The organism is Streptomyces sp. MnatMP-M17 (assembly GCF_900091995.1).
GTDB lineage: Bacteria > Actinomycetota > Actinomycetes > Streptomycetales > Streptomycetaceae > Streptomyces.
The window spans coordinates 1-7,373 of the sequence record NZ_FMDK01000375.1 but is presented as its reverse complement, the minus strand read 5'-3'; the positions used below and the strand labels follow the sequence as shown (position 1 = coordinate 7,373).

7 protein-coding genes are annotated in these 7,373 nt (G+C 70.0%); 3 read left to right on the top strand and 4 right to left on the bottom strand.

Annotated elements, in window-relative coordinates; translation table 11 throughout:
* The 4 genes from GA0115259_RS17475 to GA0115259_RS17460 form a co-directional block, all read right to left on the bottom strand.
* A partial coding sequence (locus GA0115259_RS17475; RefSeq protein ID WP_141716605.1) for a reverse transcriptase-like protein occupies positions 1-544 on the bottom strand: 544 nt, incomplete at its 3' end.
* Positions 544-1,287, bottom strand: a complete 744-nt coding sequence (locus GA0115259_RS17470; protein WP_093597634.1) for a zinc ribbon domain-containing protein — start codon at positions 1,285-1,287, stop codon at positions 544-546. The genes GA0115259_RS17470 and GA0115259_RS17475, both read right to left, overlap by 1 nt.
* Entirely contained in the window at positions 1,284-2,207 is a 924-nt protein-coding gene (locus GA0115259_RS17465; RefSeq protein ID WP_093597637.1) for a Nif3-like dinuclear metal center hexameric protein, read from the bottom strand. Before GA0115259_RS17465 ends, GA0115259_RS17470 begins: the two co-directional genes overlap by 4 nt.
* A 174-nt stretch (positions 2,208-2,381) precedes the next feature.
* A complete protein-coding gene (locus tag GA0115259_RS17460) occupies positions 2,382-3,428 on the bottom strand; it encodes an ABC transporter substrate-binding protein (RefSeq protein ID WP_093597631.1) in 1,047 nt (348 codons plus the stop codon).
* Between the two features lie 264 nt (positions 3,429-3,692).
* On the opposite strand from GA0115259_RS17460, the gene GA0115259_RS17455 reads away from it, so the two are divergent.
* From GA0115259_RS17455 to GA0115259_RS17445, 3 genes are all read left to right on the top strand, one after another.
* A complete protein-coding gene (locus GA0115259_RS17455; protein ID WP_093597628.1) occupies positions 3,693-5,120 on the top strand; it encodes a hypothetical protein in 1,428 nt (475 codons plus the stop codon).
* A gap of 149 nt (positions 5,121-5,269) precedes the next feature.
* Complete coding sequence (locus GA0115259_RS17450) at positions 5,270-5,449, top strand: hypothetical protein (RefSeq protein WP_093597625.1); 180 nt, start codon at positions 5,270-5,272, stop codon at positions 5,447-5,449.
* A 483-nt stretch (positions 5,450-5,932) separates the two neighbouring features.
* Positions 5,933-7,060: a sensor histidine kinase gene (locus GA0115259_RS17445; RefSeq protein ID WP_237540123.1), complete on the top strand. Its 1,128-nt coding sequence runs from the start codon at positions 5,933-5,935 to the stop codon at positions 7,058-7,060.
* The last annotated feature ends 313 nt before the right edge of the window (positions 7,061-7,373 follow it).

Genomic DNA, 7,373 nt, shown 5'->3' with positions numbered 1-7,373 from the left:
CGGCGGTACGAGCCGGCCCACGCCCGGACGCACCCGCACCGCCCCCGCCCGACCCAGCACCGCCCCCGCCCGAAGCGTTCCGCGCCGCCCTCGCGTCCAGGTCCGCCGTGGACGCCGACGGCTCCCACTGCTTGCCCTTCTTGCCCGCGTCCATCGCCTCGTTGGCCAGTCGGTCCGCGTGCTTGTTCCGCTCGCGCGGGATCCACTCGTACGTGACCTGGCCCGCCGGGAAGATCCGCCCGGCCTCCGCCGCCAGCGGCTTCATGTCCGGATGCTTGATCTTCCAGCGTCCCGACATCTGCTCGACGACGAGCTTGGAGTCCATACGCACCCGCACCGAAGCGTCCGCGTCCAGCGCCTTCGCCGCCTTCAGGCCCGCGATCAGGCCCTTGTACTCGGCGACATTGTTCGTCGCGACCCCGATGTACTCGGCCGCCTCCGCGAGCGTCTCGCCCGTCACCGGGTCCAGGACGACCGCACCGTATCCGGCAGGGCCCGGGTTGCCCCGGGAACCACCGTCGGCCTCCACGACGAACTTCGCCATCACAGACCCGATTCGGACGTACGGACCAGGATCCGGCGGCAGTTCTCGCACCGCAGCACGGCGTCCGGCGCCGCCGCCCTGACCTCGTTGACCTCGGTGATGTTCAGTTCGAGCTGGCAGCCCTCGCAGCGGCGCCGGAAGAGCCGGGCCGCGCCCACGCCGCCCTGCTGGACGCGCAGCTTCTCGTACAGCTTGAGCAGATCGGCCGGCACGGACGCGGCGATGAGCTCGCGCTCCTTGGTCACGGCCGCGACCTGGCCGTCGAACTCCTCCAGCGCGGCATCGCGGCGCGCGGCGGCGTCATCGGCCTTGGCCTCGACGGAGGAGACACGTTCCGTCAGCTCGGCGACCCGCTCCTGGGCGGACTCACGGCGCTCCATGACTTCGAGGACGACATCCTCCAGATCGCCCTGGCGCTTGGCGAGCGAGACGATCTCACGCTGGAGGTTCTCCAGGTCCTTGGGCGAGGTGACCGCGCCGGAGTCCAGCCGCTGCTGGTCGCGTACGGCGCGCTGGCGCACCTGGTCGACGTCCTGCTCCGCCTTGGTCTGCTCGCGGGCGGTGTCGCTCTCCTCGGTCGTCGCGGCGACCAGCAGGTCACGAAGCTGGGCGAGGTCCTTGGTGAGCGACTCGATCTCGGCGTGCTCGGGCAGCGAGCTGCGCTTGTGGGCGAGCTGCGACAGTCGTACGTCCAGGGCCTGGACGTCGAGAAGTCGGATCTGGTCGGCGGGCGCGGCGTTCAGTTGGGGGCTCCTGAAGAATGGTGGTGGCCGGAAGAGTCGGGGCCTGAGGAGTGGTGGCCGGAAGAGCGATGGTGGCCTGACGGATCATGGTGGGCCGACGAATCGTGGTGGGCCGACCAGGGATCGGTGACCGTCTTCGAGACATGGACCCGCAGGTCCCAGCCATGGCGGTCGGAGATCTCGTCGAGCTGGGCGGCGGCCTGCTCGCACCAGGGCCACTCGGTGGCCCAGTGCGCGGCGTCGACCAGTCCCAGCGGTGAGTGCTGTGTGGCCTCGGAGGTGGGATGGTGACGCAGGTCCGAGGTGAGGAACGCGTCCACGCCGACCGCCCTGACCTGGTCGAAGAGACCGTCCCCGGAGCCGCCGCAGACCGCGACCGTACGGACGAGGGCGTCCGGGTCGCCCGCCAGCCGTACGCCCTGCGCGGTGGCGGGCAGCCGGTGCGCGACGCGCGCGGCGAAGTCACGGAGTGTGGCCGGGTGGTCCAGTTCGCAGATCCGGCCGAGTCCGCGCCGTCCCGTCGGATCCGTCGCGTCCGGTACGAGAGGCGCGACGATCCGCAGGTCCAGCGCGCCGGCGAGGGCGTCGGAGACACCGGGATCGGCTCTGTCGGCGTTGGTGTGGGCCACGTGCAGCGCGATGTCGTGCTTGATGAGCGTGTGCACGACACGGCCCTTGAAGGTGGAGGCCGCGACCGTCGACGTACCGCGCAGATAGAGCGGATGGTGGGTGACGATCAGATCGGCGCCGAGCTTCACCGCCTCTTCGGCGATCTCGTGGACGGGATCGACCGCGAAGAGGACCCGGCTCACTGTGGCGTCGGGATCGCCGCAGACCGTACCGACGGCGTCCCATTGTTCGGCCCGCTCAGGGGGCCAGAGGGCGTCGAGCGTGGCGATCACTTCGGACAGGCGGGGCACGGAGGGCACGGAGCAAAGGCTACCTGTCCCACGTGTCCCACCCGCCCTGACCGGAACAGCCCATGAGAGCGCATGCGGCCGACCTGCCTCAAGGCCTTCGGTAGGCCTCGGTCGGTCCCAAGGCCCTCGGTCCGTCCCGGGATTGCGCTCGCCCTACTTGATCAGGTACTCGCGCTACTTGACCAGATAGCCGCGGAGATCGTCCAGAACCAGGTCCGCCGCCGTCACGCCCAGACCCAGGTACCAGGTCTCGTCCTTGACGTCCTTGGCCTGTCCGGCCTTGACCGCCTTGAGGTTCTTCCAGAGCGGATTGGAGCGTGCGGTGTCCCGCTGAGTCTTCGCCGGATCGCCGTACACACCGGTGAAGATCCAGTCGGCGTCGGCGTCGTCGATCTTCTCCGGGCTGATCTCCACGGCGAGATCGTTGATCTGCTGGTTCTCGGGACGCGGCAGACCGATGTCGTCAAGGATCGTGCCGATGAAGGACGCCTTCGCGTACAGCCGCAGCCTGTCCGGCATGTAGCGCACCATCGAGATGGTCGGCTTGTCCTGGCCGAGGTCCGCGCCGAGGGCCGCCGCCTTCTTGTCGTACGCGGCGAGCGCCGCCTCCGCCTCGGCGGTACGGTCCAGCGCCTGGGCGTTGAGGAGGTAGTTCTCCTTCCAGGTGAAGCCGGGCCGGATGGAGAAGACCGTGGGAGCGATCTGCGAGAGCTCCTTGTACTTGTCGGCCGCGCGCAACTGGCTGCCGAGGATCAGATCGGGCTTGAGCCCGGCGATCGCCTCCAGGTTGAGATTGTTGATCGTGCCGACGTTCTCGGGGCTGCCCGCGCCCTGCTTGAGATAGCTCGGGATGGCCTCGTCACCCTCGGTGGGCGCGTAGCCGACGGGCTGGACGCCGAGCGACACGACATTGTCGAACTCGCCCACGTCCAGGACCACGACCCGTTCCGGGCGGGCCTTCAGCTCCGTCCTACCCATGGCGTGTGTGATCGTGCGCGGGAACTGGCCCGGCCGGGCGTCGGTCCCGTAGCCGGCCGTCTTCCTGGCCGCGTCGGCGAAGTCCTTGCCGCCCGTGGCGACGGCGGCCTTCTTCCCTCCGTCGTCGGAGGCGGCGGAACCGCTGTCTGAACTGTCGGTGGAGCTGCCGCTGCCGCAGGCCGCGAGGGAGAGCGCGGCGGCGAGAGCGACGACGGCGGCTGAGCCACGGCGTCGTATGGACATCTGGATGCTCCTGGGAAGTGCTGGGTCTAGGCGGACGTGCTGGGTCAAGGCCTGGTAGGTACGGGTTTGAGCCACCGGTCGGGTGCCGATCGGACACCGACTTAGGTGTGCCTTACTTTAAGCATCCCGTCTCCCGGCCAGCACACCCGCCCCCACACGCTCCGGCAAATCCCGCCATGGCCACCCATATGTGTGAAGTGGCCGACGTCGTGTTGTTCGGCAGGAAGTGCGAAAACTAGCTTCGTCGCCGGAGGTGACGAACCGATGACGGCCTGTGCCATCGAGACGGCTACGGAGGACGGAGCGCTACGGCGTACGGGGTTCGCGATCACGGCGGACGGGACCTACGCGGCGCGACTGACGCTCGGAAGCGGGAACAGGAACGGCGGGGACGGAGGCGGGGGCGGAAGCGGGGGCCGCGGGAACGGGAGCCGAGGCGGAAACGGAGGCGGCGGGAACGGTGGCGGGCAGGGCGACGGAGGCGGGCGCGGGCTCGGCGACGCCTGGTTCCCGGAGCGGTGGACTCTCGACGGACCCGAGCCCTACGCCGTACCGCTCCCGCTCGACCAGCCCGAGGAGCCCGACTCCGATGTCCTGCCCATGACCGACGGACGGGTGCTCATCCGCCGCCGGGTGGCGGACCGGCACGACTTCTCGCTGCTCTATCCGACCGGTCCCGGTACGGGTCAACTGCCGCTCGGCGCGCTCGGATGCGACCGGCTGACGCTGCTGCCGCCGTCACCGGACGGCCGGAGCGCGTACGCCCTGGCGCCCGGCGAGCACTCCACCACGGTCTGGCTGGTGGCGGGCGGCGCGTTCGGACCGGAGCGGGTGGCCGAGGTCGCGGGCCACTGCTCGGGCGGCGTCTGGCTCGACCGTACGGGCCGGATACTGGCCCTGGACCGGGAGAGGGACGGCGTGGTGAAGGCCGTCGCCGTCGATCTGGGGCGTGGTGGCGAGGTGACGCCACTGCTCCAGATCACCGAGGAGAGCAACGACCGGCTGCTGCTGGCGGACGCCGACAGCGGACTGCTGCTGATCCGCTCGGACGCGCCGGGTCACGACCGGCTGGGCTGGGGCGTACTGGGCAGTCTGCGTCCGGTGCGCTTCCCCGAGTGCCTGCGGCTCGCGGACTGCGCGGTGACGCCGTTCGCCGTACAGCCGGGACAGGTGCTGATGCCGGAGAGCTGCGCGGTGGCGCTGCGGATCGACGGCGCGGCGGGCAGCGGGCTCGGAGTGTGGCGTCCGATGGGCCGTCAGCTCCATCGGCTCCCTACGCCGGACGGGTGGTTGGCGGGAGCCGGGCTCTGGACCCGGGACGGTGTGCTGCGGCTGCCGTACGCGACGAGGGAGGTGCCGTGCGGAGTGGTCGGGCTCATGGCGCCGCCGGAACCGGCAGAACTGATCGAACCAGCCGAGCCGGCAGGGCAGGTCAGACCGGCAGGACAGGCCGAACCGGTCGAGCCCACTGCGCCGTTGGAGCCTCCCTCCCGGCCGGCAGATCCACCGGCATGGGTGAACCCTGGGGCACCGCTGACGTCCGGAACAGCCTCCGGGCCGCCCGGACTCACACAACTCGCACAAGCGGAATCCGTGTCCGGGGAACCGTTCACACCTCCGCGAACTCCTGTGATGTGCAGGCCGGTTCCGTTGCAGCAGGCGCCTCTCACCGGGCGCGGGGTACCTGGATAGACTTTCTTCCGGGGCTGCGCAGCCGTACCGACCGGGCATTGTCGGGGACTGTGATGTGGAACGGTGACCGTCACTTCGCCGGGCGGTACAGGGAATGCCGGGGCCCCTGCGCCACAACAAGAAGCGATCACGACGGGGTGACTTCCCACATGTTCGAAGCCCGAACCGACACGACCCAGGAGCGCCCGCAGGGGACGGCCGCCGACCAGGGTGACATCAGCCACTTCGGAAAGCATCGAGGCGGCGCGGCCTCCACGGAGGACTCGATGTCTCCGGCCCACGGCCGCCACCGCCGCCCGGCGGAGGGGGAACACAGCAACGCGGCCTGAGACCCGGGGCCGGCACGCGCACCGCAACGCACAACGCGTACAAGCACACCGCGTACAACGCGCGTGACGCACCACGAAGAGGCCGCCGCGGCACAGACGCGGCGGCCTCTTCCCGTTGCGCGGCGGCCTCTTCCCGCGGGGAGTCCCGCACCATGACATTTGTACTGGCCAAGTCCGTACATCCGCATCTGCCGGGCAACGGTCCTGCTCCGTAGCGTCATGGGTATGACACAGACAGCGGATACTTCACCACCCGCCGTGAGCTCCACCGGCGTCGTCAAGAGCTTCGGTGCGGTCCGAGACGACCGGCCTCGTCCTGCTCGGCCGACTGCTCGTGTTCGGTTCGTACGCTGTGGTCTCGTACCGCACACCGGCGAGGACGACATGCCCCAGGACCAAAGCCAGCGCCAAAGCAAGGACCCAAGCCAGGACCCAAGCCAGGACCAGGGCGGCGGGAGACCCGGGCCGCCCAGTGGTTACGCGATGCTGCCCTGGCTGCTGCTCGGCCTGGGCTCCTTCTCCAATCTCGTCCAGGGCAAGACTCCGAACCCGTGGTTCGGCGGTATCGGTCTGCTGGTCTTCAACTCCCTCTATGTCTACGTCGTGTTCACGGCCTTCGACCCGAGAAGGCGGCATAGCCACGCCACCTGGTGGTCGCTCGCCGGGATGGGACTGATGACCTTCGGGCTCGGCGGTGTCTACGGCGGGAGCTGGCTGCTGTTCTTCCCGCTCTTCGGGCTGGCCTGCGGCACCGTGGTGCGCGGACGCGGCCTCGCCTGGGTGGGCCTTCCGCTGAGCGCCGCCGCGGGAGCGATCGGCGCGTACCACGACGGCTGGAACGCGATCGCGGTCGCGTACGGCACATTCATCTCCATGATGGTGACCGCCGCGATCCTCACTCTCGCCGAGACGGTGATGGAACTGCGTGCCACACGCCAGGAGTTGGCGCGCTCGGCGGTGGAGCGCGAGCGGCTGCGGTTCTCGCGCGATCTGCACGATCTGCTCGGTCACACCTTGTCCGTGATCGTGGTCAAGGCGGAGGCCGCGCGCAGACTGGCACCACGCGATCCGGACGCGGCCCTGACCCAGGTCTCCGACATCGAGTCCGTCGGCCGACAGGCCCTGACCGAGATCCGGGAGGCCGTCACGGGCTACCGCGAGGGCAGCCTCGCCACGGATCTGGACCGAGCGTGCTCGGCACTGACGGCCGCCGGGATCGAACCGGTGATACGCCGGTCCGGGCCACCGCTGGAGCCATGGGCCGAGGTGCTGCTGGGCTGGGTGGTACGGGAAGCCGTCACCAACGCCGTACGGCACAGCGCGGCGACCCGCTGCACGATCACGGTGGATGGCTCGGCGGAACAGGTCAGACTGACGGTCACGGACGACGGCGTCGGCATCGAGGGCGACGGCGACAGCCCAAGCACAGATACCGGCGGTACGGGCCTCAAGGGCCTCACCGAACGACTCGCGGCGGCAGGCGGCTCCCTCAAAACCGGCCCGGCGAACGGCCCGACGAACGGCATAGCGACCAGCCCCGGACGACAGACACACCAGGGCTTCCGCGTGACCGCCCTCCTGCCGACAGACGCCTCACCGTCGCACACCTGACCGGCGCACGTCCGACCGCTTCCGCGTCCAGGGCGGACGGCCGGGCCCGCCCCCCTGGGCAGGTGACAGAGATGCAGTCTCGACGGTCCGGTGCCGTCGCGGACCGGGGTGAGGCCGATGATGACGGTGACGAACTCGTCCCCGCGGCGGGTGTGGCACCACGCGATGAACGCCGCCCGGATTCTCGCGCCTCGGGCGCAACCGGCGGTCCCCGGGGGAACGGTGATCGGCGGTGGCGTTCGGCTTATCAGGTGCGGTCGTGGAGAGTGACCTGGTAGCCGTCGGGGTCGGCGAAGGTGAATGTCCGGCCGAA

Coding starts and splice junctions, on each gene's coding strand:
- GA0115259_RS17460 (WP_093597631.1), bottom strand. CDS start 3,428: ATGTCCATACGACGCCGTGGCTCAGCCGCCGTCGTCGCTCTCGCCGCC.
- GA0115259_RS17450 (WP_093597625.1), top strand. CDS start 5,270: ATGTTCGAAGCCCGAACCGACACGACCCAGGAGCGCCCGCAGGGGACG.
- GA0115259_RS17455 (WP_093597628.1), top strand. CDS start 3,693: ATGACGGCCTGTGCCATCGAGACGGCTACGGAGGACGGAGCGCTACGG.
- GA0115259_RS17445 (WP_237540123.1), top strand. CDS start 5,933: ATGCTGCCCTGGCTGCTGCTCGGCCTGGGCTCCTTCTCCAATCTCGTC.